This is a genomic window from Cerasibacillus sp. JNUCC 74 (assembly GCF_053667775.1).
The window spans coordinates 2,058,969-2,085,048 of record NZ_CM132207.1; the positions used below are offsets into that span (position 1 = coordinate 2,058,969).

Consider the following 26,080-nt stretch of genomic DNA (forward strand, 5'->3'; position numbering starts at 1 on the left):
ATATAAGGGGGGGTTGGTATGACACAACCAGGAACATATTTAGACCTTCCGTTAGAAGAAGTAATAGGAGACCGATTTGGAAGGTATAGTAAATACATTATTCAGGACAGGGCGCTTCCCGATGCGAGAGACGGATTAAAGCCCGTTCAGCGAAGAATTCTTTATGCGATGCATGAAGAAAAAAATACCCATGATAAAAACTTTCGTAAATCAGCTAAAACAGTTGGTACTGTTATTGGAAATTACCACCCTCATGGTGATTCTTCCGTATATGAAGCAATGGTCCGATTAAGTCAAGATTGGAAAGTTAAAAATGTGTTAGTTGAAATGCATGGGAATAACGGAAGTGTTGATGGGGATCCACCGGCTGCCATGCGTTACACAGAAGCAAGATTATCCAGTATTGCTTCTGAATTATTAAGAGATATTGAAAAGGATACGGTAGATTTTATTCCAAACTTTGATGACACAACAACAGAACCTGTAGTGCTACCAGCTAAATTTCCAAATTTACTCGTTAATGGATCAACTGGGATTTCCTCAGGTTATGCTACAGATATACCACCTCATAATTTAGGAGAAGTACTCGATGCAGTTATTCTTAAAATCGATAAACCTTCTATCAAGATAGAAGAATTAATGAAAGTGATAAAAGGTCCTGATTTTCCAACCGGTGGGATTATCCAAGGAATTGATGGAATTAAAAAAGCTTATGAAACTGGTCGCGGTAAAATTATTGTACGAGGTAAAACACGTATAGAAGAAATTCGCGGTAATCGCGAGCAAATCGTTATTGAAGAAATTCCATATGAAGTAAATAAAGCTAATATGGTCAAAAAAATAGATGAGTTGCGTATCGATCGAAAAGTAGAGGGGATTGCCGAAGTTCGAGATGAGACCGATCGGACTGGTTTACGAGTTGTCGTTGAACTCAAGAAGGATGTAAATGCAGAAGGTGTTCTAAACTACTTATTTAAGAACACAGACTTACAAGTTACGTACCATTTTAATATGGTAGCTATTCAGGATAAAACACCAAAATTGTTATCGCTAAATGAAATATTAGAATCGTATATTTCCCACCAAAAAGAAGTCGTAATAAGACAAACGGTCTTTGATCTGAAAAAAGCAAAAGATCGAGCACATATTGTGGAAGGTCTAATTAAGGCGATTTCTATATTAGATGAGGTTATTAGCACAATTCGTTCTTCTAAGGATAAGCAAGACGCCAAAAAACGCCTTATTACCAACTATCAATTTACCGAAGCCCAAGCAGAAGCAATTGTTATGTTGCAGCTATATCGTTTAACGAATACCGACATCACCTCGCTTCAACAAGAAGCGAAAACGTTAGAAGAAAAAATTAAGGAACTTGAATTAATCTTACAAAGTGAGAAAAAACTATTTCAAACGATTAAAAAAGATTTAAGGAAGTTAAAAAAAGCATATGCAACACCTAGGCAAACAGCTATTGAAAATGAAATAGAAGAATTAAAAATTGATATTGAAGTGATGGTAGTTAGTGAGGATGTATTAGTATCGGTTACACAGGCCGGTTATGTGAAACGAACTAGTCTACGTTCCTATAGCGCTTCAAATGGAGAAGATTTTGCCATGAAGGAAGGTGACTATTTAGTTAGCTTAGCAGAACTGAATACGACAGATAAGGTTCTTCTTTTCACAAATAAGGGAAATTATATATACACACCGGTACACGAATTGCCAGATATTCGCTGGAAAGATATTGGTCAGCATATTTCAAATTTCGTGCCATTGGAAAAAGATGAACGAATTATTACATGTATTCCTGTTCGTGATTTTACGGAGGATAAGTACTTAATCTTTTTCACGAAAAAAGGGATGGTAAAGAAAAGCAAACTGAAACTTTATGAAGCGCAGCGTTATTCAAAAGCTTTAATTGCTCTGAGATTAAAAGATGATGATGAGCTGATTAATGTTCATTGTACAACAGGTCATTCCGATGTATTTATTGCTTCGGATAAGGGATACGGCTTATGGTATCATGAAAGCGAGATTTCTGTCGTAGGACAGCGGGCTGCTGGTGTGAAAGCCATTCATCTTAAAGAAGATGAACAAGTTGTTAACGGAGAGTTGTTTGATGCATTATCGAAACCTTCTTTAGTTGTTCTTACCCAGCGTGGTGCTTGTAAACGAATGAAATTAAGTGAGTTTGAGAAGTCCAATCGAGCAAAAAGAGGGTTATTAATGTTGCGTGAACTAAAAAGTAAACCTCATCGAATTCGCGGATTCTTCCTAGTTAATGAGCATGACACGATAAACTTTAAGACAAACAATGGAGAGATACATCGTGTATTTCCATTAGAGTTATCCAATAGTGATCGCTATAGCAATGGTTCTTTCATTGTGGATACAGATACAAAAGGAGAAGTAATTTCTGCTTGGAAAAATGTAGATTATGAAAAACCATTCGAACATCTAGATGAAATTAAATAAAGTCTAACAATTGCTAGCCATGAAAGCTTTGAATTTCTTGGCTAGTTTTTCTTTTGCTTAAGCTCTACGCTTTTTGGAAACAAGAGATGTTCAACTCATGGATAAATAAAACTTGAGGCAAAAGGATGTTTTATTTTACTGATAGGAAGTAGAACAAAGGCTTAAAATTTTAGGAAATCTTGAAACCATGGTGATTGCTGCTGCAGCTTTCTTCCTGTTATATGCTGACTTTGATTTTTACTTTAATAAGCTCCCATTCGTATAAACACTTTAAATTTTCTGGAAACTGTGATAATGTAATATTATATTATTAATGAGGAGGGGATCAGAACGGATTTACGGGAAAAAATCATTCAATCCTCTTTACTGCTGTTTGAAAAGAAAGGATTTCATGGAGTAACGGTTAATGAAATTGTTGCAGATGTTGGTACTTCAAAAGGCGGTTTTTACCATCACTTTACTTCAAAGGATGAATTACTCTATGTCATTCATGATATGTTTATTACCTACGTACTGGAAAAAGCAATGTATGCCATTAATTTGTATGAATCACCGAGTAGAAAACTACGAGCTATAATTAAAGATTTTGTCAAAGTATTTGATATTTATAAGCCGCATATTTCTGTATTTTATCAAGAAAGTATTTATCTGAAGCATGAATATGAGGTGATCATTAAAGAAAAGCGAGATTGCTTTAAGAAGCTGATCTTTCATACCATCAAGGAAGGGCAAGAGTGTGGAGAGTTTCGCAAGGATCTACCTGTTGAAATAACAGGGATGGCTATTTTAGGAATGGTCAATTGGACGTATAAATGGTACCATCCAGCAGGGAGAAATACAATTGAAGAAATTAGTGACATCTTTGTTGATCTGATTTTGCATGCTGTTGTAGCAAAGGAAACATGGAACCAATTGACTTCCAACGAGCTGTCTGCTGACAGAACAATCCTAAGCGATTAACTTGTTTTCCAGATTACAGACCAACCAGTCGGTCTAATCCAATAAGTCGGTCTAATCCAATAAGGGGGAGAAATAATGAATTTTGAGTTGACCAAAGAGCAAGCAATGATAAAAAAGATGGTACGGGATTTTGCAGAATCTGTAATAAGGCCACGTGCCATCGAAATTGATACAACTGCTGCTTTTCCAATTGACATTTTTGAACAAATGGGGGAGTTAGGTCTATTAGGGATACCTTTTCCAGAGGAATATGGTGGTTCTGGAGGTGATACATTATCCTATGCACTTGCAGTTGAAGAAATTGGGCGTATATGTGGCAGTACGGGATTAAGCTATGCTGCAGCAGTTTCTTTAGGTGCAAGCCCTATTTACTACTTTGGTACAGAAGAACAAAAGCAACAATTTTTAACCCCTTTAGCAGAAGGAAAGGCACTTGGCGCATTTGGTTTAACTGAACCAAATGCCGGATCAGATGCTGGTGGTACGAAAACAACTGCTGTAAAGGAAAATGATGAGTTTGTTATTAATGGAGAGAAATGTTTTATAACGAACGCTAGTTTTGCGAAAACACTAATTGTAACCGCTGTCACAGATAAGGATGAAAAAGGTAAAAAGATTATTTCTGCTATTATTGTGCCAACAGATACAGAAGGGGTAGCGATTACGAGTAACTATGACAAAATGGGTGTTCGCGGTTCTGATACAGCTGAAATTGTCCTTGATAATGTTCGCGTACCAACAACAAATCTTCTTGGTGATCCGGAAAAAGGATTTAAACAATTTTTATATACACTAGATGGGGGCAGAATTTCCATTGCAGCACTAGGAGTGGGTATTGCACAAGCATCGTTGGAAAAAGCTTTAAACTATGCCAAAGAAAGAAAGCAGTTCGGCAAACCTATTTCTGATTTTCAAGCAATCCAATTTAAACTAGCAGATATGACGATGGAAGTTGAATTAGCAAGAACAATGGTACATAAAGCAGCATGGTTAAAAGATAATAACAAACCTTTCAGTAAAGAAGCTTCTATTGCTAAACTCTATGCTACTGAGACATCATTTCGCTGTGCTAATCAAGCAATTCAAATCCATGGTGGATATGGCTATATGCGTGAGTATGAGGTTGAACGCTATTTACGTGATGCCAAACTATTGGAAATTGGTGAAGGCACCTCAGAAATCCAACGCCTAGTTATAGCTCGTCAGCTAGGCTGTTAAAGAATGAGTATAGGGGAGTGAGTCTTTCATGGCACTTTTACATGTTACGATTGGGGAATTACTTGAAAGGCAAGTTGAGTTATACCCGGATCATGAAGCCGTTATCTACCCAGAATTAAACCTTCGAAAAACGTATAAAACCTTTAATGACAGTGTAAATATAGCCGCAAAAGGGTTGATGGCATTAGGAATTGAAAAAGGTGAACATGTTGCTATCTGGTCAGATAATAAACCGGAATGGCTGATTACACAATTTGCAACCGGTAAAATGGGTGCTGTTTTAGTTACAGTGAATACAAACTATCAAGCTAGTGAATTACATTATTTATTAGAACAATCTGATGTAACTACATTAATATTGGCAGAAAGCTATAAAGGAACATCGTATATTGATATTTTAAAGAAAATTTGTCCGGATCTGGAAACTTCTAAGCGAGAAAATCTTCAATTAAAAGCACTGCCTATGCTAAAAAAACTTATTGTTCTCAGTGATCAAACATACCCTTTTGCCTACAGTTGGTGGGAGGTGCTTGATTTAGGGCGAAAGATAAGTGATAAAGCATTACAAACACGAAAATCAAGTTTAGATGAGCATGAAGTAATTAATATGCAATACACATCTGGAACAACTGGATTTCCTAAAGGAGTTATGCTGACCCATCATAACATTGTAAATAACGGAAAACAAATTGCCGATTGTATGAAACTGACTCATCAAGACAGACTTTGCATCCCAGTTCCATTTTTTCATTGTTTCGGTTGTGTATTGGGAGTTTTAGCGGCTATATCGAAAGGGGCAACAATGGTTTTATTAGAGCAATTTCATCCGGAAAAAGTTTTGAGAGTTGTGTCTTCAGAACAATGTACAGCGCTGCATGGAGTGCCGACGATGTTTATTGCTGAGCTAAATCATCCCAATTTTGATCAATATGATTTATCGAGTTTAAGAACCGGAATTATGTCTGGTTCACCTTGTCCAACGGAAGTAATGACTAAAGTGATGAACAAAATGGGAGCAAAAGAAATCACAATCGCTTACGGTCAAACCGAAGCTTCTCCAGTAATTACTCAGACAAAAACCGATGATCCGATTGAACTCCGAGTGAACACGGTAGGGGCACCACATCCAAACGTAGAAGTGAAAATTGTCATTCCTGGAACGAATCAACAGCAAAAACCCGGCTTACCTGGCGAATTATTAACCCGCGGCTATCTTGTAATGAGGGGATATTATAATAACCCGGAAGCGACGAAAGAAGCAATTGATGAAGATGGGTGGCTCCATACCGGGGATTTAGCCATTATGCGGACAGATGGCTATTTGGAAATCACCGGGCGGATGAAGGATATGATTATTCGTGGCGGAGAAAATATTTATCCGCGGGAAATTGAAGAATTTCTTTACCAGCATTCGGATATATTGGATGTACAGATTATAGGTGTGCCTGATAAAAAATACGGTGAAGAAATTATGGCTTGGATTATTCCAAAAGAAAACAGTAATCTAACAGAAGAAGAAATCAGAGACTTTTGTAAAGGAAATATTTCTTGGCACAAAATACCGAGATACATTGAATTTGTAGAAGAATTCCCAATGACAGCAAGTGGTAAAATTCAAAAATATAAGCTGCGAGAAATGGCTCTGGAGCAGCTAGCGGATGAGGGAGGAAAACCATGATTTCTAAACTAGTAATTGCTAATCGGGGAGAGATTGCTGTACGGATCATTCGTACTTGTAAAAAATTAAACATAAAGACGGTAAGTGTCTATTCAGAAGCAGATAAACATGCACCACATGTGAAGCTGGCGGATGAAAGTTATTGTATTGGACCTCCACGGGTTAATGAAAGTTATTTAAACGCAAATAAAATAATAGAAATAGCAAAACAAGCGAAAGCAGAGGCCATTCATCCGGGTTATGGGTTTTTAAGTGAAAGTGCGACATTTGCAGAACAATGTGAAGAAGCAGGGATTCTATTTATTGGGCCATCTAGCAACGTTATTCGGCAACTGGGCAGTAAAATAGCTGCGAGAAAAGCGATGCATCAAGCTGGTGTCCCGATAGTTCCTGGAACCGAGGAAGCTGTCGCCTCCACAGCAGAAGCGATAAGGCTGGCAAACCAAATTGGTTATCCGGTAATGGTAAAAGCATCTGCCGGTGGTGGTGGGATTGGAATGCAAACGGTTTATTCTGAAGCCGAACTAACGAAAGCATTTGAAAACAACGCAAAACGAGCTAAATCATTCTTTGGCGATGGATCCATGTTCATTGAAAAAAAGATAGAGAATGCACGGCATATTGAAATACAAGTACTAGCCGATCAGTTTGGTCATGTTATCCATTTATTTGAAAGGGAATGTTCGATTCAACGAAGGAATCAGAAAGTTATCGAAGAAGCACCATCTCCATTTATTTCCGAACAGACTAGAAAAGAGATGGGGGAAAAAGCTGTTCAAGCAGCCGAAGCTCTTCAATATACAAATGCCGGAACGATTGAATTTTTAGTGGATGAACAAGAGAACTTCTACTTTTTAGAAATGAACACTCGAATTCAAGTAGAACACCCGATAACCGAAGAGATTACAGGTATTGATATTATTGAAAAACAAATTGACATTGCTAATGGGAAACCATTAACAATTGAACAACGTGATTTAAATATAAATGGTCATGCAATTGAAGCACGGATTTATGCAGAAGATCCACGGACATTTTTTCCATCACCTGGTCAGATTGAGGTGTTTCATCCGCCATCAGGAGAGAAAATCAGAAATGAAGTGGGAGTAACAAATAATTATCTGGTTACACCGTTTTACGATCCGATGATTGCTAAATTAATTGTCCATGGTGAAACGAGAGAGAAAGCAATTACTTTATTAAAACAAGCATTAGATCAATATGAGATTACGGGTATTAAGACTAATTTATCAATGCTTATGCAAGTCATTGATCACGAACAGTTCAAGACTGGAAATACGACAACAAACTTTATTGAAAATTACTATCTACCAAAGAAAATCCATTAAAAACAAGGAGGAAATGAATATGGAAATAAAAGCAACGATGGCAGGAAGTGTTTGGAAGAAAACCGTAGAGCCGGGTGAAGCAGTAGAGGAAGGGCAAGATGTTGTTATCTTGGAATCAATGAAAATGGAAATTCCAATTGCAGCGGAATCCAGTGGCATAGTAAAAGAATTTAGGGTTAATGAAGGCGATTTTGTTAATGAAGGCGACACGATTGCCATTATTGAATAACTTTTGAGAACCAATTTTTTCATAGTATTTCCAACATCATTAAATGAGGAAAAAACCAAATTTCAGTTTTATAGATACAAGGGGGCAGATTTGTGGGAAGGTTCGTTGAATTAGAAGTAACCGATTCCATTGCAATTGTTAAGCTAAACAGGCCAGAAGCTGCCAATGCTATGTCACAAGCCTTACTTGAAGACTTGCGTACAACTGTAAAAACAGTTGAACACGAAGAAAGCATTACCTGTACCATCATTACTGGAAGCGGTAAAAAAGCATTTTGTGCCGGAGCAGATTTAAAAGAACGCGCTGGAATGAATGAACAGGAAGTAATCGCAGCTGTAGCATTTATTAGTGAGACCGTAACGATGGTAGAAAACATGTCTATGCCTGTTATTGCTGCTTTAAATGGAGTGGCTTTTGGCGGTGGACTTGAGTTGGCACTTGCTTGTGATATTCGCATAGCAGCAAATCATAGTCAACTGGGATTAACAGAGACTTCCTTAGCCATTATTCCGGGGGCAGGAGGAACACAACGCTTACCGCGTTTAATAGGAATAGGGCAGGCTAAACGCCTGATATATAGTGCGGCACGAATAACAGCAAAAAAAGCATTAGCAATTGGACTGGTAGAAGAAGCGGTGGAAGCAAATGATTTAATGGAAACTGCTTGTAAGTTAGCAGAAATGATTGCAAAAAACGGTCCTATTGCGTTAAAACAAGCAAAGATAGCGATAAATAAAGGGTTAGAAACAGATTTAGCAACGGGATTAATTATTGAACAACTCGCCTATCAACAAACGATTCCAACAAATGACAGGGTAGAAGGGTTACGAGCCTTTCGCGAAAAACGAACACCGAATTATCAAGGAAATTAAAACGGGAGGCTAGTTATAATGGCTTATATGAAAGTGTTTCATGAACATGTAGAAAAAATTGAACAAGGTGGAAAGGAAAAATATCATCAAAAAAATACAGAAAAAGGCAAGCTGTTTGTCCGTGAAAGATTACAACGATTATTTGATGACAATATCGAAATAGAAGATGCTTTTTTTGCCAACTGTTTAAATGGAGATTTGCCTGCAGATGGTGTGGTAACCGGTATTGGCAAAATAAATGGGCAATCGGTCTGTGTCATGGCGAATGATTCGACTGTAAAAGCAGGGTCTTGGGGAAAACGAACGGTAGAAAAAATAGTAAGAATCCAAGAGACAGCAATGAAATTAGAAATACCAATGATTTACTTAGTCGATTCTGCAGGTGCAAGAATTACCGATCAAGTGGAAATGTTCCCGGGTAGAAGAGGGGCAGGGAGAATTTTTCATAATCAAATAAAATTATCCGGTCGTGTGCCACAAGTATGTTTATTATTCGGTCCATCTGCTGCTGGAGGAGCGTATATTCCAGCTTTTTGCGATATTGTTATTATGGTGGACGGGAATGCCTCCATGTATTTAGGTTCTCCACGCATGGCAGAAAAGGTTATTGGAGAAAAAGTGAGTCTGGAGGAAATGGGTGGTGCAAGAATGCACTGCTCTGTATCTGGTGTTGGCGATGTGTTAGTAAAAACAGAAGAAGAAGCAATCGCCTATACCCAAGCATATATGAGTTATTTTCCAGCTAATTTCAGGAAAAAACCACCAGTAAGAGAAGCAAAACCGGCCAAGCAATTCAAAAAAAGCATGATTGATTTAATTCCAGAAAACCAAAATGCAGCCTTTAATATGTATGATCTAATCGATCGATTGATTGATGAGGATAGTTTTTGTGAAATAAAGAAGAAATTCGCTCCTGAACTCATCACTGGGTTAGCACGAATGAATGGACGCTCGATTGGAATCATTGCCAATCAGCCACGCATGAAAGGGGGCGTCTTATTCCCGGATTCCGCAGATAAAGCAGCTAAATTCATCCAGCTTTGTGATGCGTTCAATATTCCTTTACTGTTTTTAGTTGATGTCCCTGGGTTTATGATTGGGACGAAAGTAGAACGTGCGGGAATTATTCGTCATGGTGCAAAAATGCTTGCAACCATGAGTGAAGCAACGGTACCCAAAATCTCTGTCATTGTCCGTAAAGCTTATGGAGCTGGGCTTTATGCAATGGCAGGACCAGCCTTTGAACCGGATTGCTGTTTGGCTTTACCAACTGCACAAATTGCGGTAATGGGACCTGAAGCAGCTGTTAATGCTGTATATGCGAATAAAATTCAGGAATTACCAGAGAAAGAACGAATTACCTTTATTAAAGAAAAGCAGGAAGAATATAAGGAAGATATTGATATTTATCGATTAGCCTCAGAAATGGTAGTAGATGCCATCATTGATCCGGAAAAACTACGGGATGAATTAATTAGCCGTTATGAGTTATATGATTCCAAACATGTTACGTTTACAGAAAGAAAGCATGGAGTCTATCCCGTATAAATAATTCACGTACCCACAAAACCTTGACTGACTAAGGTTTTGTGGGTAGTTTTTATGTGAAATGACTTCCTTTGCAACGTATTCGAAAAAGAAGAGACTATACAACTACTTGCTGAAACATTATCGGAAGAACCATTTCATATTCATAAACTAAATTAGCAAACAGATAATACCGATAACGTTGCAATATTGTTATTATGACATTCACTAAATAGGAGTTGTTTGGGAAAATAACGAATTATCGAAAGTTAAAAGCCATCCCTTTTCTAAAGCAGCAAGGGAGATAGATTATTAATATGGGGCATATTTTACATAATAATTACATTAACCATAATATTATTATGTAAACTCGGAGCAGGATAATTTAATCTGAATCCATTACATGATATTCTTTACAGAGAAAATATCTGAAAAGGGTAGTATGTTGAAATCTAGACAGAGGAGTTTATGGGGGTGCAATAGATTGTTAGAGCTTATGTAGCATTAAACAGAGTTATCTCGTATAATAAACGCTAATATTATAATAGGGGGAGCGTGAAAAGTATGGGGAGCACAACAACAATCAGTTCCGCGCCACTGATGTTTGAGAAAATAGCATTTGCATATCAAAAAATGCTAGACCATCAAGATCAGGCAAACGCGGAGAAAATACTGGATTTATATAAAAAATACAAAGAACAGGAGTTGATGATCTGTTTTGCCGGACATTTTTCTGCCGGTAAATCATCCATGATTAATACACTATTGGATCATGATATTTTACCAAATAGTCCTATTCCAACGAGTGCCAACATTGTTAAAGTCACATCCGGAGGTGGATATGTCCGCGTATATTTTAAAGATCAAGAACCGGAAGAGTATGCTGAACCAGTGGATGTAGAGTTAATCAAGCAATATTCCATGGACAAAGATAAAATCGTCAAAATCGAAATTAGTACATCGACAAAGTTATTGCCTAGAGGAACTGCTTTTGTCGATACACCGGGTATTGATGCAGCTGATGACGGAGATCGATTAATGACAGAAGCCTCTCTCCATCTTATGGATGCTCTTTTTTATGTTATGGATTATAATCATGTCCAATCAGAGGTTAATTTACAGTTTTTAAAAGATGTACAAGATAAATCGATCCCTTTTTACATCGTTATTAATCAAATTGATAAGCATGTTGAGGAAGAATTGTCTTTTTCAGATTTTGAAGATAGTATCAAACAGACGTTAGCATTATGGGAGATCGAACCTGAACAAATTTTTTATTCTTCCTTATACGAACCTAATTTGGAAAAGAATCAATTAGAGGATATAAAGGAAACTTTAAATAACCTATTAACAACTAGGAAGTCCGAGTTGTTAAGTAGTGATCATACACTTCAAGAGGTTATAAAGCAGCACGATTCCTTTCTGCGCGTACAATATGAAGAGAAGCTAGAAGCTTATCGCATTCCAACGGAAGAACGGGAAAAATTAGCTGAAATAAAGACAAAACAAATAGAACTCCAAGAGATGGATAGAAAAGAACAGCAACTAAAAACCGATTTTCAAGCTATTTTACAACAAACAGTAAAGAATGCTTATCTGATGCCAGCAACATTAAGAGATAAAGCGGCAGCATTTTTAGAATCTCATAAGAGCGATTTTAAAATAGGGTTGTTTGGTGCAAAGAAAAAGACAGAAGAAGAAAGAAGAAAGCGCACACATGATTTTTTAGCCGATTTACAGCAAACAGTTGAAGCTACACTGCAATGGAAGCTGCGGGATAAATGGCAGCAGTTGTTTAAGGCAAATAAAGTGGATGATATACACATACGTGACTACATCCAGGACTTTTCCATTATCGTAGACCAAAAAGATATTATAGAAGTGATCAAACAAGGTGCTACTGTAAGTGGAGACTATATCCTTCATTATACAAATGATCTTGCTCAAGCTATAAAAACAAAGGCAAAGCATTCTGCAAATACATTATGGGCAGACATTGAAACATATTTACAAAAACGAAATCAGCCGATCCGGACTAATCTGTTAGGTCAATTAACAGAGCTCAAAGAAATACAAAAAACGTTAAATCGCTATGATCAATTAAAGGATGAGCTGGATAAAAAGCAGGCAGCTATTAGACAAATAAATGACGCAGCTTATTCGCTAAAAAAAGCAACAATCATACTGATGGAAGAAGCTTTGCAAAACCAGCACAACCAAATAAAACAAGTGACACAGCCTAAGAGAATACCAATAGCAAATAATCTAGAAAATATGCCATTTTCTAGTGATAAGAAAGTTACTTCTTCCAATGAGACAAAACAGCATGCTAATACGATAGAAATGACGATTGATTCCATAGAAAAAACAATGCAAATCGTTGATCAATTGCCAGGATTTCAATCATTGATGCATGATTTACAAAGGAAAAAGCAACGATTAAAAAATCGTATATACACAATAACATTATTCGGCGCATTTAGTGCCGGAAAATCTTCGTTTGCCAATGCTTTGATGGGAGAAGGCGTACTGCCAGTATCCCCAAACCCGACAACAGCAACAATAAATCGAATCAATCCTGTCGATCATGATCATCAGCATGGTACAATTATCGGCAAAGTTAAATCACATGAGAGATTAGTAGATGAGCTTACCACAATTACAAAGAAATTCTCTCCGGCATTTTCTAACCTTGATGATTTAATCGGTTGGATAAAACGGGAAAAAATATATTGTAATGAATCCTTGGCAAACACATACCAATCGTATTTAAAAGCAGTCATAAATGGCTATAAATCTATAAGACCGAACATCGGTCATACGATTACCTTATCTTTAGACGAATTTCCAGCTTATGTAACAGATGAATCAAAAGCTTGCTTCTTAGAAACAATGGATTTATATTACGATTGTGAATTGACTCGTCAAGGGATCCGTCTTGTGGACACCCCAGGGGCAGACTCAGTTAATGCTCGACATACAGATGTTGCTTTTGACTATATGAAACATGCCGATGCAATTCTCTATGTTACGTATTATAATCATGCATTGAATCGGGCTGACAAAGACTTTTTAATGCAATTAGGCAGAGTAAAGGACTCTTTTCAATTAGATAAAATGTTTTTTATTGTAAATGCAGCTGATTTAGCAAAAGATGAAAGAGAACTAACACTCGTTACGGATTATGTACAGGAACAATTATTACAGTTAGCTATACGTTTTCCGCGATTATATCCTGTCTCAAGCAGAAATGCACTCATAAATAAACAAAAACATCAACATTTGGATACCTTAATGGTTAAATTTGAAACGGAATTTTATCAATTTATTCATGAGGACTTAACCAAGTTAATGGTAGCTTCCGCCTTTCGTGATATAGAGCGAATGGAGCAGCAACTAGAGCAATTTATCGCTTCACAGAAATTGGATCAACAAGAGAAAGAAGTATTTAAGCAGTCCATTCTAGATAAACAAAGCCAATTACAGCAAGTTATTGATGATCTAGATTCAGCACCGTATTTGAATCAAATCAAGCAAAAAATTGAAAAACAGCTGTATTATGTATTAAAGCGATTAGCTATTCGCTTCCATGATTTGTTTAAAGAAACATTCAACCCTGCTACGATCACAGAAAACGGGAGGCAAGCAAGAAAGCAGCTTTGGGATTGCTTGGAAGACCTTATTACCTATTGCCAAACAGAGCTAATCAGAGAATTACAAGCAGTTTCTCTACGGATGGAAGCATTTATCCATGATATAATGATAGATGCGTACAAAGAGATGGAAAGACAAAGTAAACAAATTGATACTTCGTTTTTATTTGCTGAAGCAGAAATAAAAGAGTTAGCATCACCGAATTTTTCAGAAGCATTTCAAGATATGGATAGAAAATCATTTGATCGAATCATAAATATGTTTAAAAATACAAAAGCTTTCTTTGAGAAAAACGAAAAAGAGCAAATGAAAAACGCAATTTATACAGTACTTCAACCATTTGCACAACAATATATGGAAACCAATGAAAAAAGCTTGGGCAATTTTTATAAAGCGCAATCTCAGGACATGATCGATTATCTTCGGGAGAATGTGACGAAACAATTACAAAACCATATCCAACGGAGTTTAGCAATGATGACTTCTACTATATCTGTGGACCAATTAATAAGCAAACAACAAGAAATAAGAGAAATTATTGCAAATAGTAGATGGAAAGAAGGATAAACATGAACAAACATCAAATTATGCTAGTTGATGGCATGGCACTATTATTCCGCGGCTTTTTTGCTACAGCATTTCGCGGTAATTTTATGAAAACAAGTGAAGGCATACCGACAAACGGTGTCTATCAGTTTTTACGTTATTTCCTTGATGCAGTAAAGACATTTACTCCAACGCATGTCATTTGCTGCTGGGATATGGGGAGCAAAACGTTTCGTACAGAAATGTATACAGATTATAAAGCAAATCGGGATGAACCACCAAAAGAATTAATACCGCAATTTGATTTGGTAAAAGAAGTGGTAGATAGCTTTGATATCGCAAATATAGGAATAGAAAATTTTGAAGCAGATGATTGTATCGGAACTCTAGCAAAACTTTATGCTGAGGATCATGAGGTATTGATTCTTACGGGGGATCAGGATATTTTACAATTAGTTGATGAAAGGATTCAAGTAGCTATTATGAAGAAAGGACAGGGGAATTATGAAGTATATAATGAAACTAATTTCTATGAAAAGAAAGGGATTTCCCCAAATCAAATAGTAGATTTAAAAGGATTAATGGGAGATGCATCTGATAATTACCCGGGGGTAAAGGGAATTGGCGAAAAGACAGCAATGAAGCTAATACAAGCCCACGGATCAATCGAAAATATTTTAGAAAAAATCGATGAATTACCAAAAGGGGTGCAAACGAAAATAAAAATGAATATCGATATGCTTCATTTATCACGGCGTCTTGCTACGATAAACTGTAACGTTCCAATTCATTGTGAGTTAGATCATACATTATGGAATTATGACAGGGGAAAGATAATAAATACATTTAAAACCCTTGAGTTTAAAAATTTAGAAAAATTAGTGTGATCCTATCATGTTATTAATAGCTCATATTTTATGGGCTATTTTTTTGCTTTTTTAAGAAATGATATTGTTTTTACATGGGGGAAATCTTTTCGAACGTAGCTTTGTCGTTTAGCTTAAGTGCTCAAACTATAGCCAACTTCGATCACCTTCCTGCAATGAGTAACATCAGCTTCACATGTCGTCATCTCACATAAAGTTCTGTATTTCTCATGTTTTTAATTATCCTGGAGTCTTTGTGAGAGAAACGCCAATTACCCACCGGGGGTATCGTAAGTAAGGTAAGGGGGTATCCGTTATACCTATATGGGGTATTCGCTTCATCACAGGGGGTTTCTGCATGCGCGTTGTTGGGGTATTTTACCCCTATAAAAGGCAATACCGTTTTACGGTCATTAAATTTGGAGATGACATGAAAATAATTTATAGTAAAAGAGAAATACGAAAGAAATATTTTTCTCTATTAACAAAAGATGCGGTTACAAAAGATGGTTCAAACCATAACATTGTAAAATAAGGAAACCTCTTGATACAATAAAAAATCAGGTTATGAGGGTGGTAGTAATGTCATTGTTTCGTGTAGAAAGTTTAAAAGTTAATGGGATTTTAGAAATGGATAAGTTAGAAATACAAGCAAATAAAATAATTTGTATTATTGGTAAAAGCGGTAGTGGAAAATCGACTTTTCTGCGGCTATTAAATCATTTAGATTCCCCTGATCAAGGGAAAATTTTATATCATGGAGAAGATATTTCAAGTATGGATCCAATAAACCTAAGAAGGAAAATTACGATGGTTCCGCAAACACCTGTTATTTTTCCAGGTTCAATTAAAGAAAATTTGCTAATTGGTCAAAAATTTTCCGGTATCGAGTTAGCAGATGATGCTTACTTAAAGAAAGTGCTTAACCGAATATCCTTACATAAATCGCTGGAAACCCCGGCAGAAGATCTGTCAGGAGGAGAAAAACAGCGATTGTCCTTAGCAAGAGCAATGTTGCTCGATGCAGAAGTATTTTTATTAGATGAACCGTCTTCTGCATTAGATAGAGCAACAGCAGATGACGTTGTCGGTGCATTTATCGATTTTATTAAAGCTGAAAATAAATCGATGCTTATGATTACGCATGATCTTGAAATAGCAAATCGTATAGCAGATGAAACAATTGATATGGATCAATATAGTAAAGCTACAGCCATGAATCAAAGTTAAAGGAAACGTTACGAGATAAGAAGTTTGAGGATGTTCAAAAAATCTGGTTTCTTTACTCGAGGACATGCCAATCGGAGCTGCAAAAGGATAGTACGGAAGGGATACATCGCTATCTTTCTAAGGACGTTGTTCCGCCCACTTCGTCGATCACGGTCTCTCTTAACCCCTTTTTGAACATGCACTACAAGATAAACGTTGAAAGGAGTAGTAAAAAATGAATGCCACAACAGACTTGACTTTTTGGCAGCTATTATTTGCTTATATATTTATTGTTATACTATGGGTTATTGTTCGTGTAAAAGGAATACCTCGAGAAAAATTGATTATCATTTCCACATTACGGATGACTATTCAATTAATTTTAGTTGGGTATTTATTAATGATAGTGTTCAAATATCCGCATCCACTTACCACACTAATCATTGTTCTGTTTATGCTCGCCTTTGCTATTTATAATGTTTATAAGCGAGCAAGTGTAGTGATTAATTTATCCGTAAAAAAGACAATTGCTTTATCGATGGCACTAGGTATATCGATTAGTATGATTTACTTTTTGTTTGTCGTTTTACAATTAGAACCGTGGTATAATCCGCAACTATTTATTCCGATTAGCGGTATGATTATTGGAAATGCGATGACAGGGATTACCTTAGGGGTTAATCAATTATTAATTGGTATGCGAGAGCAAAAAGCAAAAGTAGAAGGTGCTTTAATGCTTGGAGCAACTCCAAAGGATGCATCTAACTCGATTATTAACGAGGCGTTTGATTCTGCCATGCTTCCGACAATCAATTCTATGGTTGGTATGGGGATTGTGTTTTTACCAGGGATGATGACAGGGCAAATTATCGCTGGCGCTTCCCCGGTAGATGCGGTTAAATATCAAATTGCTATTATGCTTGGTGTAGCCGGTACAGTCGCAATTACAGTTGTGATCTTTCTGCATTTAACATATAAAACATTTTTCAATCATCGTGCACAATTAACTATTTCGCATGAATAAAATACTGTAGCAACAAAGACGCACTCCTTTTTTAGATGATTGACATAAGTAATCTGGAGGATAATTTAATTCTTACGCAACTTCACAACTAGTAGAAGAATATAAAGGAAAAACGAACCCATCATATGCCTTCCGATAGACGGGGTTGGAAATTGATCAGATTACTTCTATAATAGAGAAAAAGTATACAGGAGGAAAAATAATGATATTTCCTTCCAAAAAAGATCGATGGATGGCTGTCTTGTTATGGGGTATTGTCCTTTTAGGTGTTTTCATACCGATGATTATGGGGAATTTTATATCTGCATTGCTTATTCTTCCCTTGATATTATTGTTATTATGGTTTTGGTTTCGTACAGATTACTGTATTATCGATAACCAGCTTAAAATCCGTTACGGACCAATTCGACAAACCATTGATATTAATAAAATTAATACCATTTTTACAGCAAGCAAGAACCCGCTAGCTGTTGCTCCTGCTTTATCGCTTGATCGGATTGTTTTGGATTGCGGGAAGTTCGATGTAACTACAATCTCGCCACTGAATAAACAGCGACTTGAAATCAATCCAAATATAAAAATCGAAAAAGGGCTTAAATCATAAAGTACCTTCAATCAGTAGGGGTTTCTTTTATCCCCATCCAAAGGATCTCAAGCTAAAAGCGCGGGCGTCCTCGAAAAAGGAAACCGCTTTTTCTTCGTGCGATGCTGCTTCAAGGAAGCTTTCCTTATCCTGTTGAACCGAACCAAACGGGGATTTGACTTGCTGTTGAATCCTCTCGTAGCATGGAAGTAGAGGGCTTAAGACGAGTTATATGCGAGATCATAGACCTCTTGATTTAACTGCATAAAAGGAGGATGACGAACGATGCGTGTCGTTAAAAATGTTAGTGAACTAATCGGGGAAACACCAATGGTCAAATTGAATAAGCTTGTTCCTGCTGAGGCAGCAGATGTTTATGTGAAATTGGAAATGTATAATCCAAGTCGAAGTGTGAAAGACCGCGCAGCATATAATATGATTAAAGTAGCTGAGGAGAAGGGGCTACTTAAGCCGGGAGATACGATTATCGAGCCTACTAGTGGAAATACCGGTATTGGCTTAGCGATGAATGCTGCTGCAAAAGGGTATAAAGCGATTATTGTTATGCCTGACAACAGTACAGAAGAACGCAGAAACATTTTGCGAGCATACGGAGCAGAGATTGTATTAACACCAAGTGAGAAGAAAATGCCCGGTGCTATCAAAAAAGCGTTAGAACTGCAAAAAGAAAATCCAGGCAGCTTTATTCCGCAACAATTTGAAAATGAAGCAAATTCGGATATCCATCGAAGAACAACAGCTTTAGAAATCTATGAGCAGATGAAAGGCGAACTGGATTCCCTTGTATGTACAGCAGGAACTGGAGGAACGGTAACCGGCACAGGTGAAATTTTAAAAGAAAAGCTCCCAGATCTTCATATTGCTGTGGTAGAACCAAAAGGATCTCCAGTACTGTCAGGTGGAAAGCCAGGAAAGCATAAACTGGTCGGCACCAGTCCAGGATTTATTCCTGATATATTGAATACATCGATTTATGATGAGATTATCCAGATTGCGGACGAGGATGCAGTGGATTTGTTTAAACAACTAGGTCAAAAAGAAGGTATTTTTATTGGGCTTTCTGGTGCAGCTGCTGTTTTTGCTGCTATTCAAGTAGCAAATAAACTTGGTAAAGGGAAAAAAGTGGTTTGTATTGCACCAGATTCAGGGGAGCGATATTTAAGCATGAATTTATTTGCAGAAGAGTGAAGATATCATATAAGAGAGAATTACTTTCTTATGATAAAGTCATATTATCTCGGGGGAAAGAAGTGCGCAAACGAACGACATTTATTATAATTAGTACCATTTTTACCTGTTTGCTCCTTGCTTTTATCGAGCATGGATTAAACACCAATTATGCAATGAAATCAATTAGTAAAATAGGTTTATTTTTACTAAACATTTGGCTATATCAAGTATTATTTAAAGACTTTCGCTTTTTAGATGTATTAACCTTAAAAAAGTTTAACCAGCGTGATTTGCAGCGATTGTTATTTTTAGGCGTCTTATCAGCAAGCATTGTTCTTGCTGCCTATTATTTCTTTCAACCATATTTTACAATTAATCAAATTAAAGGAGATTTAACGAATCGCTTAGGGATAACTACTATAGGTTTTATTTTTGTTGGACTGTATATAACTTTAATCAACTCATTTTTAGAAGAGTATTTCTTCCGAGGATTTGTTTTCTTTCTGCTTCCGAGAAAAATGGCTTATCTATTTAGTCCGCTATTATTTGCCACGTACCATATTCCCATGATTGCTTTATGGTTTAGCCCGATATTGATTGGCATTTGCTTTATCGGGTTATGGCTCATTGCAATTATTTTTCATAGGGTAAATGAAAAAGATCGTACCATTTGGTCTTCCTGGATTATTCATATTTGCGCTGATATAATGATTATTTCAATCGGTATAACATTTTTCTATTTCTAAGCATAGTTTGCTGTTAGTTGCATATAAATTTACAGCAATGACCTGATTGGATTACATCATTCATTGCAGTTTAAAGACAATCAGCCTTTGTTTTTTAATCTTTTTTCAACTGTGGAATTGAATAGTCAATAATAGCCATAGAGAATGTGACCTTGATTGCAAAAGACTCACATTCTCTTTTTTATACTATAGGGAAAGCATAAAGTTTTTAGGTTTATCCCGCATGTAAGGTGCCGTAGGACTTCCACTATAAGATCCTGAGTTGGTACAAAAGGGTCAAAGTGGAAGAACGGCACCTAAATGCCCGATTCGTTCAAACTAACATTGCGTGTAAAAAGCATTTCACGGAATGAAGTTTCACTTTATCGTATAAGAAAAACTATTGCTTTCGCTAAAGACTTGGCGACAAGCCAAATTTTTCTAATATCATCATCGTATTTTTATAGATGGACAAAGCAATATAAGAGATTACCATTACTTTGTACAATATGCCTATCTCCCTTTGTAAAATCATTCCATTTATTCTTATACTGTATGGCGTTAATAAAAATCCAGAAATAAAATTCACAGACAATACATTGATTTCAATAACTATCATTCATTTCTAACAGTAAACGAGATTTGTTTACCTGTTAATAACAATTCCTTTATAAAAACTTTGGATAATGATATAGTTTATCATGTATGTTTTAAGTTAAGCTTTTGGAGGTTATAGAAAATGAACAAGGAAATTAAAATACGTTCTTTAGAGCGTGAAGATTTACAATTTGTTCATGAACTAGGAAATGATGCAAATATTATGGCCTATTGGTTTGAAGAACCATATCATTCTTTTGTAGAGTTACAGGATATATATGATAAGCATATTCATGATCAAAGTGAGCGGCGGTTTATTCTTGAATCAAAAGAAGGTGAAAGGCTCGGTCTCGTTGAATTAGTAGAGATTGATTATATTCATCGAAATGCGGAATTTCAAATCATTATTAAACCAGAGCATCAAGGTCGGGGCTATGCAGTAACTGCCGCGCGGTTAGCAATGGATTATGCTTTTTCCATATTAAATTTGCATAAACTCTATCTGATCGTTGACAAGTATAATGAAAAAGCAATTCATGTTTATAAAAAAGTCGGTTTTAAAGTCGAAGCTGAATTAAAAGATGAATTCTTCGTTGAAGGCAGTTATCATAATGCTTATCGAATGTGTATTTTTCAACATGAATATTTAAACATGAAAAATAAGCCCTCATAGAGTTAATCACAGTATTGCAACGGGTATTTTATCGAAGCGATCCTGTAATAAACCAACTATAGTAAGTTAAAAAACTTCCGTTGAGTGGGAGTTTTTTATATGTCAAGAAGTACAGCTTATGGAAAATGAATTTTGCTGATTTATATAACCTGTTCTAATCATTAACTTTAAATCGTCTTAAGCTGCAAAATCGGTAAAAGCAGTTATCGTAAATAATATAACCTTCTTAATTAATTGTAAAAGAAATGAATAAACGATTAACAATGGCCATGTTAAGTAATACTGCAGGAGGAGCTTAACATGGGGGAAAATCGACAAGAAAGGAAGCTTAAAGAAAGTGGACGTGTGGAGTCAGATCAGGATGTTGGTCTACGTTAGGGTCTGCCATGATGTCGAGTTCAGAAGAAGCAGAAAACTAAATAACGGTGAAAAAATAATCCTAAAGCTATCGTAAATGTCGGTCGCTTTAGGATTATTTTTGAATAATTATCAGGTTTTCCTTTCAAACATGTTAATCTATATATAATTCACCTATATACAAAATGAGCAATTGGAGGATGGATAATTGGCATTTATTATTATAACAATCGTAGGTATTATTTTATTTGCAGGAATCGGAATGTGGTTATTCAAAATGAAAATAATCCGTGCTGGTCCAAAATATATTATCCAATTTATTACGGAAAATACGCAAAATAAGCGTGCAGCATTATCCATTCATTACAATGGAACAAAGTGGGCAGATATAAATGCAGATGAACTGCTTCCTTTAGCAAGCACGGTTAAAATTATTGTTGCTATCGAATACGCTAGACAATACAGATGGTGGTGCTCATGAAGCATGGATTAATGGATTAGATAACGGGAAATTGACCACAAGTGTTCCCCTAAGCGAAGTTGCTAAAGGTATGATTGCCTATAGTTCAAATGCAAATACAGATTATTTAATAAGAGTGTTAGGATTAATGGAAATTAATAATTTGCTAAAAAGCCTGGAAATAGATCATGAACCATTATATCCAATTGTTAGTGCCCTGTTTATTCCACTACAACTAATGAATGAAGAAAATTTATCCAAACGAGAAGTTTATCATGTATTGAAGCACATGAGTATGGATGAATACAGAAAGCGAGCAATAGACATACATCATAAATGGATAAAAAATCCACCATCCAATCAAACAAAAAAACAGATATTAAAGTTGTTAAATATGAAAGTTCAAAAAGTTTAGTCTGATCGTCTGCCCAGATCCACTACGAAGTCATACGTATCTATTTTAGATAAATTGAACCGAAAAACCTACTTTGATCGAAAAGTTTATCAGTACCTTAATTCTGTTAAGGAGCAATTAATGAATAACCCTAATAATCAAAAATGGCTACTTCATGCCGGGCAAAAAGGTGGTTCGACAGCATTTGTACTGACGATGCCTATGTACGCTACGGATAAAGAAAATAACAAGACGGAATTGGCATTGTTTGCAAACAATTTATCCTATATAGAAAATATCAAGCTAACAGCAAATTTAAATGAATTTCAGTTAGCCTTTTTAACAGATAAGAGATTTCGAGAGTTGGTTAAAGCAAGTTTGACTAGTATACACTCACTATAACGAAGACTTCCATAATTTGAGTATAACATTGCGTTTGTTTCTAGATCTTCTATTTTAATACACTAAAATGGAATGATTAAATTTAATAATAAATTTTTTAAGACATACGCATTACTATAAATTTGTATTTGTTATATTAGTTAGGTAAGAAGAATAAAAAGATAAATAGCGGGTGAATCTGGAGAAGTCTATTATACTACAAGCCTTAGAGAAAAGAATAATTCACTATCAAGAACATCTATTCGCAATGAATAGATCTTTTATTAAGAGAGTCAAAAAAGAACTTGAAATCTATAGGAAACTGCTTGTTTTTAAAAAAACTTTATCATAATAGGAGTCTCCTAACTTGTTTTTTTAATTTTTTCTTGAGTCACTTTATGTCGTTCTCAGACAGCAATAACAATATCTTCAGCTACAACTTTTTTAACCGACCGTTTTTTTTTGAGGAACTAATTGGTACTTAACGGTATTATCCATCTAAGCAAAACACTGATAATTCATTTACAGGGCTTGAAATATGTTAAAATTAAAAAAACATAAGTAAGGAGAGGTATTAATTATGTCTAAAGAAATTCTTTTCATCTTAGTTATAGTGTCTATAGCTATATGGATTACGTTGTCCCGAGAGACTGTAAAACCTTCAAAAAAGATAAATCGTTGGAAAATGATAACATTACTATCAGCAGGCTCTTTATTAACACTAATTATACTTATTTCACTTTTTAAAAACTTAACCTTTTAAAAACTTACGTTTTAAGGCAGACTATAATGATCCTGTGTCACAAGAGTATATTTCCGAGGTTGCACTCAGACGGAATAACATACCAAGGAAATCATTGAAATACAAAACATCGATTGAGTGTTTCATAGATTATGTCGGTCAGGATTTTGATAAAAGCATGTTGTCTCGCTTAATTTGACGAATCAAAAAATTTGATCTTCTAGCACGCATAATTTCATTTGTAACGTTTGATCGGCTTTGTTTTTCGAAGTTTTTCAATTCGTAGAGTGGAATCCCCCAGAGGTTAGAGTTTTATTATGCAACTGATTGGATGGATTGAGTTAGGCATTCGATCGGACTAAATCCATCCAATTTTTCTTGGGTCACTCATGATTGTACCAGGAAATATATTATCCAACTGATCGGAATGAATAGTTGTACGGTAGTCTACACGCTTCTTAGTTATTTCTATCGATTTTCTTATGGGATTCATGACAGGATCTAACGTTAGAGGTTTCTTGGTATTAAACGTAATAATTTCTCCGGTCCTCCGGTCAAGGATGGGATCTAAGTATAACTATTTTCTCCAAGACATTTGAATTCCGTTATGTCTGTTACTAATTTTTGAAGCAGAATAGTCGATTTTCCGCTACTTACCTAACGTTACGCCTATAGAAATTGTAATTAAGGGATTTCCGCATAAATTTCACACATTTTAATGCTAGTATTTAATTAGAGTGTGATCCGTTTATAATCAATGGCATTCATGAATCTTTTTTATAGGCATTTCTCACCTTACAAATTCATTCTCTTGTTCTAATTCTTCTTCGGCGTTACCAATATTGCTTCCTTTTTCTTCTGTTTATTAGGCTTCTTAGACATAGAAGATCACCCCTTTGATTTTAATTCCATGCTTCGCTGCCTTGTTCCTGAAATATTTCATCCAAGTCTAATAATGTAGGGCGGGTAAAATTGAACAGCTGTATGCGTCAAGTTTTTCTCGACATAGTGATAGCCAATACTTTTAGTACTCTATTGATGTACACTTATTCCTCTATCGCGCTATCGCTTGGTGCCTCCATTTTTAGTAAGGATCTTTAGAGCCTTTGGCAGTTGAATGGGCTTGATATAACGAGATTGCCCCTTGTTTTACAGCCAATTGATAAACGTGCTGCTTGATGTAGGATTAAATAAGCACTCCTAATGTCCGATTCAAGACCCCCTGCTTAAAATTTCACCATCGCTTCTCTTCCTTCAGCGCTCCAATGCATACCTCTCTTTTTCATGCGAAATGTAATATGGCGCTGGTTTGACTCCATAGCACCTTGAGTATTTTCCAAAGAATAATGGTTCGCTACAAATGCCTGAACTTCCCTCCAAAAGCGTGCAGTCGGTTGGATGTGATCATCACTTTTTGTTCTCTCAAAGACACTCTTTCCCCATTTTTGTCCCAGCCTTCATATATAATCGCATGACTTACTTCTAAACTTTTTTTCTTTTATAAAACACCATCTGCTTCTGCGTATAAAAAGTCTACACGTTTTCCCTCGGGAAGTGTTGCGACTCTTCTAATTCAGCAACCAGTTCTCTGTCTTCGTCTGCTTGTGCTTTTCCTACACGCTTCACTATGGCTCCTACGGTCTGGTGACTCATGTCTACAGTAGTCCATTCTTTTAATGTCTTCGCTGTTTCTTGATACCGTACATTCACTAGCTAATTTAGCAACCTTTACTTCTACCGATGGATGATGACGTTGATACTTTCTAATCCCTAGCCATTCATTCATCTAATGGATAATGGTTCTGTCCGTTTACATCCACCTTTAAAGATCTTCTATAACTATAGATAAATGAAACGGTTTTATTATCTTCTCTCTTTACCGACCAGCCAGACGCTTGTTTCTTTATCACTTGATCTAACAAATCTGAAAACAACATATAGCTCTGGATACTTGCTTCTGCTTCAATAAAATTATTTGTATTCTTTATTATCTCGTACAGTTTTGATATAATGTTTTTCATAAGAAGGTCTCTTTTCATGATGTATTTGCTGGGTAAGCATACATCTATCATAGGGTTCCTTCTTTCTTTTTTTCCACCATTTTTTCTAAATCATCTCGAGAAATATTATACACATACCTTTTTTATGTTTCTTCGTTTTAATCCTTCTATATACACGGATCTCATGGAATTTCAACTATTCTTATATTGGTGTGGAGCTTCCGTGTTGTAATTCTTCCTTAATGATTTGTATGAATTTTTAAATTCCTCAATATTTTTAGCCATAAAACACCCCCAAAAGGTAGATTTTTTACTCTAATTACCGAGGGATACCAATTTTTTCTATTGGATAACCATACTGATGATAATA

20 protein-coding genes and 3 pseudogenes are annotated in these 26,080 nt (G+C 36.0%); 22 read left to right on the plus strand and 1 reads right to left on the minus strand.

Annotated elements, in window-relative coordinates:
• Positions 1 to 18: 18 nt before the first annotated feature.
• The 22 genes and pseudogenes from parC to JNUCC74_RS09185 all read left to right on the plus strand — a co-directional run.
• Positions 19 to 2,475 (plus strand): DNA topoisomerase IV subunit A, encoded by a 2,457-nt coding sequence (parC, locus tag JNUCC74_RS09080; protein WP_454067741.1) that lies wholly within the window; start codon positions 19 to 21, stop codon positions 2,473 to 2,475.
• Between the two features lie 324 nt (positions 2,476 to 2,799).
• Positions 2,800 to 3,435, plus strand: coding sequence for a TetR/AcrR family transcriptional regulator (locus JNUCC74_RS09085; protein WP_454067869.1), 636 nt, complete (start codon positions 2,800 to 2,802; stop codon positions 3,433 to 3,435).
• A gap of 75 nt (positions 3,436 to 3,510) precedes the next feature.
• A complete protein-coding gene (locus JNUCC74_RS09090; protein WP_077320538.1) occupies positions 3,511 to 4,653 on the plus strand; it encodes an acyl-CoA dehydrogenase family protein in 1,143 nt (380 codons plus the stop codon).
• A gap of 28 nt (positions 4,654 to 4,681) precedes the next feature.
• Complete coding sequence (locus JNUCC74_RS09095; protein WP_454067742.1) at positions 4,682 to 6,331, plus strand: AMP-binding protein; 1,650 nt, start codon at positions 4,682 to 4,684, stop codon at positions 6,329 to 6,331.
• Positions 6,328 to 7,680: an acetyl-CoA carboxylase biotin carboxylase subunit gene (locus JNUCC74_RS09100; protein WP_454067743.1), complete on the plus strand. Its 1,353-nt coding sequence runs from the start codon at positions 6,328 to 6,330 to the stop codon at positions 7,678 to 7,680. Before JNUCC74_RS09095 ends, JNUCC74_RS09100 begins: the two co-directional genes overlap by 4 nt.
• Before the next feature lie 19 nt (positions 7,681 to 7,699).
• A complete protein-coding gene (locus tag JNUCC74_RS09105) occupies positions 7,700 to 7,909 on the plus strand; it encodes an acetyl-CoA carboxylase biotin carboxyl carrier protein subunit (RefSeq protein ID WP_425445284.1) in 210 nt (69 codons plus the stop codon).
• A 92-nt stretch (positions 7,910 to 8,001) separates the two neighbouring features.
• Entirely contained in the window at positions 8,002 to 8,781 is a 780-nt protein-coding gene (locus JNUCC74_RS09110) for an enoyl-CoA hydratase (protein WP_454067744.1), read from the plus strand.
• A gap of 18 nt (positions 8,782 to 8,799) precedes the next feature.
• Entirely contained in the window at positions 8,800 to 10,329 is a 1,530-nt protein-coding gene (locus JNUCC74_RS09115) for an acyl-CoA carboxylase subunit beta (RefSeq protein ID WP_454067745.1), read from the plus strand.
• A 543-nt stretch (positions 10,330 to 10,872) separates the two neighbouring features.
• Positions 10,873 to 14,529 carry a dynamin family protein gene (locus tag JNUCC74_RS09120; protein ID WP_454067746.1) on the plus strand — a complete coding sequence of 1,219 codons (3,657 nt, stop codon included), beginning with the start codon at positions 10,873 to 10,875 and terminating at the stop codon, positions 14,527 to 14,529.
• A gap of 2 nt (positions 14,530 to 14,531) precedes the next feature.
• Positions 14,532 to 15,395 carry a 5'-3' exonuclease gene (locus JNUCC74_RS09125; RefSeq protein ID WP_454067747.1) on the plus strand — a complete coding sequence of 288 codons (864 nt, stop codon included), beginning with the start codon at positions 14,532 to 14,534 and terminating at the stop codon, positions 15,393 to 15,395.
• Positions 15,396 to 15,732: 337 nt separating this feature from the next.
• Positions 15,733 to 15,909, plus strand: a complete 177-nt coding sequence (locus tag JNUCC74_RS09130; protein WP_454067748.1) for a hypothetical protein — start codon at positions 15,733 to 15,735, stop codon at positions 15,907 to 15,909.
• Between the two features lie 47 nt (positions 15,910 to 15,956).
• A complete protein-coding gene (locus tag JNUCC74_RS09135) occupies positions 15,957 to 16,604 on the plus strand; it encodes an ABC transporter ATP-binding protein (protein ID WP_454067749.1) in 648 nt (215 codons plus the stop codon).
• 214 nt (positions 16,605 to 16,818) lie between these two features.
• Entirely contained in the window at positions 16,819 to 17,607 is a 789-nt protein-coding gene (locus tag JNUCC74_RS09140; protein WP_454067750.1) for an ABC transporter permease, read from the plus strand.
• A gap of 202 nt (positions 17,608 to 17,809) precedes the next feature.
• Positions 17,810 to 18,211 (plus strand): PH domain-containing protein, encoded by a 402-nt coding sequence (locus JNUCC74_RS09145; RefSeq protein WP_454067751.1) that lies wholly within the window; start codon positions 17,810 to 17,812, stop codon positions 18,209 to 18,211.
• Positions 18,212 to 18,475: 264 nt separating this feature from the next.
• Entirely contained in the window at positions 18,476 to 19,399 is a 924-nt protein-coding gene (gene cysK, locus JNUCC74_RS09150) for a cysteine synthase A (protein ID WP_454067752.1), read from the plus strand.
• Between the two features lie 62 nt (positions 19,400 to 19,461).
• Complete coding sequence (locus JNUCC74_RS09155) at positions 19,462 to 20,127, plus strand: CPBP family intramembrane glutamic endopeptidase (protein WP_143695867.1); 666 nt, start codon at positions 19,462 to 19,464, stop codon at positions 20,125 to 20,127.
• Between the two features lie 718 nt (positions 20,128 to 20,845).
• Positions 20,846 to 21,376, plus strand: coding sequence for a spermidine N1-acetyltransferase (gene speG / locus JNUCC74_RS09160; RefSeq protein ID WP_077320550.1), 531 nt, complete (start codon positions 20,846 to 20,848; stop codon positions 21,374 to 21,376).
• Between the two features lie 300 nt (positions 21,377 to 21,676).
• Positions 21,677 to 21,748: pseudogene (locus tag JNUCC74_RS09165) on the plus strand (YpzI family protein); the annotation flags it as partial.
• Between the two features lie 193 nt (positions 21,749 to 21,941).
• Positions 21,942 to 22,214: a hypothetical protein gene (locus JNUCC74_RS09170; protein WP_454067753.1), complete on the plus strand. Its 273-nt coding sequence runs from the start codon at positions 21,942 to 21,944 to the stop codon at positions 22,212 to 22,214.
• Entirely contained in the window at positions 22,171 to 22,608 is a 438-nt protein-coding gene (locus tag JNUCC74_RS09175) for a serine hydrolase (protein ID WP_454067754.1), read from the plus strand. Before JNUCC74_RS09170 ends, JNUCC74_RS09175 begins: the two co-directional genes overlap by 44 nt.
• Positions 22,609 to 22,728: 120 nt before the next feature.
• Positions 22,729 to 22,989: a hypothetical protein gene (locus JNUCC74_RS09180; protein WP_454067755.1), complete on the plus strand. Its 261-nt coding sequence runs from the start codon at positions 22,729 to 22,731 to the stop codon at positions 22,987 to 22,989.
• 773 nt (positions 22,990 to 23,762) lie between these two features.
• A pseudogene (locus tag JNUCC74_RS09185) lies at positions 23,763 to 23,909 on the plus strand (IS30 family transposase); the annotation flags it as partial.
• A gap of 1,002 nt (positions 23,910 to 24,911) precedes the next feature.
• Here JNUCC74_RS09185 and JNUCC74_RS09190 read toward each other — a convergent pair.
• A pseudogene (locus JNUCC74_RS09190) lies at positions 24,912 to 25,527 on the minus strand (UPF0236 family transposase-like protein); the annotation flags it as partial.
• Between the last annotated feature and the right edge of the window lie 553 nt (positions 25,528 to 26,080).

Excerpts from the sequence above, each read along its gene's own strand:
- parC (WP_454067741.1), top strand. The coding sequence starts at position 19 with ATGACACAACCAGGAACATATTTAGACCTTCCGTTAGAAGAAGTAATA.
- JNUCC74_RS09090 (WP_077320538.1), top strand. The coding sequence starts at position 3,511 with ATGAATTTTGAGTTGACCAAAGAGCAAGCAATGATAAAAAAGATGGTA.
- JNUCC74_RS09095 (WP_454067742.1), top strand. The coding sequence starts at position 4,682 with ATGGCACTTTTACATGTTACGATTGGGGAATTACTTGAAAGGCAAGTT.
- JNUCC74_RS09100 (WP_454067743.1), top strand. The coding sequence starts at position 6,328 with ATGATTTCTAAACTAGTAATTGCTAATCGGGGAGAGATTGCTGTACGG.
- JNUCC74_RS09105 (WP_425445284.1), top strand. The coding sequence starts at position 7,700 with ATGGAAATAAAAGCAACGATGGCAGGAAGTGTTTGGAAGAAAACCGTA.
- JNUCC74_RS09115 (WP_454067745.1), top strand. The coding sequence starts at position 8,800 with ATGGCTTATATGAAAGTGTTTCATGAACATGTAGAAAAAATTGAACAA.
- JNUCC74_RS09120 (WP_454067746.1), top strand. The coding sequence starts at position 10,873 with ATGGGGAGCACAACAACAATCAGTTCCGCGCCACTGATGTTTGAGAAA.
- JNUCC74_RS09125 (WP_454067747.1), top strand. The coding sequence starts at position 14,532 with ATGAACAAACATCAAATTATGCTAGTTGATGGCATGGCACTATTATTC.
- JNUCC74_RS09130 (WP_454067748.1), top strand. The coding sequence starts at position 15,733 with ATGCGCGTTGTTGGGGTATTTTACCCCTATAAAAGGCAATACCGTTTT.
- JNUCC74_RS09135 (WP_454067749.1), top strand. The coding sequence starts at position 15,957 with ATGTCATTGTTTCGTGTAGAAAGTTTAAAAGTTAATGGGATTTTAGAA.
- JNUCC74_RS09140 (WP_454067750.1), top strand. The coding sequence starts at position 16,819 with ATGAATGCCACAACAGACTTGACTTTTTGGCAGCTATTATTTGCTTAT.
- JNUCC74_RS09145 (WP_454067751.1), top strand. The coding sequence starts at position 17,810 with ATGATATTTCCTTCCAAAAAAGATCGATGGATGGCTGTCTTGTTATGG.
- cysK (WP_454067752.1), top strand. The coding sequence starts at position 18,476 with ATGCGTGTCGTTAAAAATGTTAGTGAACTAATCGGGGAAACACCAATG.
- speG (WP_077320550.1), top strand. The coding sequence starts at position 20,846 with ATGAACAAGGAAATTAAAATACGTTCTTTAGAGCGTGAAGATTTACAA.
- JNUCC74_RS09180 (WP_454067755.1), top strand. The coding sequence starts at position 22,729 with ATGAATAACCCTAATAATCAAAAATGGCTACTTCATGCCGGGCAAAAA.